3 protein-coding genes are annotated in these 2860 nt (G+C 72.9%); 1 reads left to right on the top strand and 2 read right to left on the bottom strand.

The window, feature by feature from the left end:
* Positions 1-58: 58 nt before the first annotated feature.
* Entirely contained in the window at positions 59-586 is a 528-nt protein-coding gene (locus BFF77_RS31335; RefSeq protein ID WP_245703946.1) for a hypothetical protein, read from the bottom strand.
* A gap of 203 nt (positions 587-789) precedes the next feature.
* Between BFF77_RS31335 and BFF77_RS36410 the strand changes: the two genes are divergently transcribed.
* Positions 790-1626, top strand: a complete 837-nt coding sequence (locus BFF77_RS36410; RefSeq protein ID WP_211280368.1) for a hypothetical protein — start codon at positions 790-792, stop codon at positions 1624-1626.
* 60 nt (positions 1627-1686) lie between these two features.
* Here the strand turns inward: BFF77_RS36410 and BFF77_RS31325 are convergent.
* Positions 1687-2860: outer membrane protein assembly factor BamB family protein (locus BFF77_RS31325; RefSeq protein ID WP_169922752.1), on the bottom strand; the 1174-nt coding region annotated here is incomplete at its 5' end.

Here is a 2860-nt window from a genome sequence, read left to right as displayed (position 1 = left end):
CACGGACAGAGGGGCCGGGCGGATTCGCCCGGCCCCTCTGTCCGTGTCCGGCCGGCGGTCAGTTCTGGGCCGTGGCCCTTGCCTCACAGGTGCGTACGCGGGTCACCTGGTTCGGGGAGTCCATCGGGACGCGGAGCGTTGTCGAGTCGCCGCTCTCCAGGGTCACTTCCGTGTCGGCGGAGTCGACGACCGTGCCCGAGGCGTCCTTGAAGTCGACGTCTATCTCGTAGAGGCCGGCCGTGCCCGAGGGCGTCTCCACGCGCACGGTCGCGTAGGTGACGGCCTTGCGCTTGCCGCTCGCCCTGCGGACGCAGGTGACGATACGGGCCTGGACGGTGCCGGACGTGGTGGACGTGGCGTACGGACTGGCCGTCGAGCCGCCGGACGAGCCGTAGGCGTAGTCGTCGTCGGAGTCGTGGTCGGAGCCCACGCCCGCGCCCGCGTAGCCGCCGTTCGACTTCTTCGGGCTGGAGCAGCCGCCCCCTCCGCCGCCCGACCCCTTGCTCTTTCCCTTGCCCGACCCCTTGCCCGACGAGAATCCCGTCAGGGCCAGCGTCACCACGACCAGTACGGCCGCGAATCTCATCCGTCGACGCAGCAAAACCGAGCCTTCCCCCGTTGTCGCTCATGGACCTGTCAATCGCGCGCGACACCTTAACAGCGCGCCCGCACCTGCCCGTACGTGCCCGCGCCCGCGCGCCCGGTCCGTCGCATGGCGCGCCTCCGGTACCCGGCGTAGCGTCGTGCACCGGGAGCGGGATCCGTACACCCGTGGTCAGGAGGCCGGCGATGGTCCGCAACATCATCGGGTCGATCCTCGCTCTCGCCGCCGCGGCGGCGGCCGTACTGAGCCCCTTCCTGATCTGGTTCGACGGCCGTCGAGGACAGGACTACCGCGTCGCCGACCTGTTCAACGGCGTCACCGCCACCAGTTCCGCGGTCGCGGTCTCGCTGCTGCTGCCCCTCGCCTTCGCCGCGCTCGTCACGCTGATCGGGCTGGTACTGCGGTCGCGGCTGCTGGTGGCGCTGGCCGGGCTGATCGCCCTGGGCTTCACGGTCCTGTGGCTGGTGCGCCAGGCCCAGGTGTCGGACGGGCTCAGCGTCAGCGGCGGCGGTTCCGGGCTGGGCCTCGGCGTCGCGTACGCGCTCGGCGGCGGAGTGGTGCTGCTTCTGGCCGCGCTGGTGATGAGCGGTCGCCGTGCGCCCTTCCCGGCGCCGGAGGCCGCGTACGCCCCGTACCAGGAACCCGAGCCGCAGCGGTACGCGCCGCGGGACGAGGACCGGGGATCCGAGGACTGGGGGCCGGAGGACCGGGGATCCTACGGAGCCCATCCGTACGGTCAGGACCAGGCGCCGCACCAGCCGTACGGCGAGGCACAGCCCCCGTACGGCACGCACTCCCGGCCCTACCAGCCACCGGTGTACGGGCATCCGTGGGAAGGGCCCCACAAATACGGGCCTCCGCAGTACGACCAGCCCCAGCAGAACCGGCCCGGCCCGCAGAACCAGCAGTACCCACCGAACCAGCAGTACCCCTACCAGGAGTCCCAGGACGGCGACACCCAGTCCCTGCCCGTCAACGACGGCCGCGCCGAGCCCCGGGACGGCGATCCCCCGCGCCACTGAGCCGGCCGCCGGCCGTCCGAGGCCGCCTGCCGTCCTTCGGCAACCGCACGCGCCTTGCCCCTACGGGGCCCCGCGCCCCGTCGCCGTCCCCTTCACCGCGTCCAGCGCGTACACGCACCGGTCCTTGCTGCACGCGTACACCACGCCCCGCCGCGCCACCGGCGAGCCCGTGATCTCGCCGCCCGTCGCCAGCTTCCAGCGGAGCTGCCCGCCGCTCGCGTCCAGTGTGTAGAGCACATGGTCGGCCGAGCCGAAGTGCAGCCTGCCGTCCGCGACGACCGGAGCGCCGATGACCTCGCCGCCCGCCGCGAAGCGCCACTTGGGCGTGCCCGTCACCGCGTCCAGTGTGTACAGCGCGCTGCCGCTGCCGACGTGCACATTGCCGTCGGCGACGAGCACCGGTTCGATCGACTGGCGGGACTCCGTCGCGATACGCCAGCGGTCCTTGCCGGTGGCGGCGTCCAGCGCGTACACCGTGCCGAGATAGTCCGCGAGATAGACACCGCCGCCCGTGACCGCGGGACCGGGCGCGAAGGCGGGCGGCGAGAGGAAGACCGCGGGCGCCTCGAAGTGCCAGCGCACCCGGCCGGTCCCGATCTCGACCGACAGCACGCGCGTTCCGGCGGAGACGTACAGATGGCCGTCGGAGGCGGGCCTGACCCGCACGGGCACACCTCCGCAGGAGGCGGCGTCACCGATGGGGTACGACCAGAGCTCGGCGCCCGAGCGCGCGTCCAGCGCCAGCAGCCTGGCCTCCTTCCACACGTACACCGTGCCGTCGAAGATCGCGGGCCCGGCCTCGGGCGTCTCGAAGTCCGTCTGGGCCCCGGTGGTCTCCCACAGCTTCTCGCCGGTGGACGCCTCCCACGTCTGGACACCGCCGCCGCGGGTCCCGGTGACGACCGTGCCGCGGTCGACCTTGAGGGAGTACACCCAGGCGTCGGTCCGCAGCCGCCAGCGCTCGCTGCCGTCCTTGCCGTCGAGCGCGTACAGCGTCGGCCCGTCGGAGGCGTGGATACGGCCCCCGGCGACGGCCATCGCCCAGGCCACGTCCCTGGTCTTGAACTGGCGGCGCCCGGTGCCCACGTCCAGCGCGTGCACCTCGAAGGAGGTGACGTAGATCAGCTCACCGTCGACGACCGGGGTGCCCCAGACGTCGTTCGACATCCGGAACCGCCAGGGCCGCCAGCGGGCCGGGGCGCCGGCCTCCTCGGGCGGCCCTGGCGGTTCCGGA

The organism is Streptomyces lushanensis, assembly GCF_001700515.1.
Taxonomy (GTDB): Bacteria; Actinomycetota; Actinomycetes; order Streptomycetales; family Streptomycetaceae; genus Streptomyces; species Streptomyces lushanensis.
Note: the sequence above shows the minus strand (reverse complement) of the source record. Positions and strands in the feature narration are given on the sequence as shown.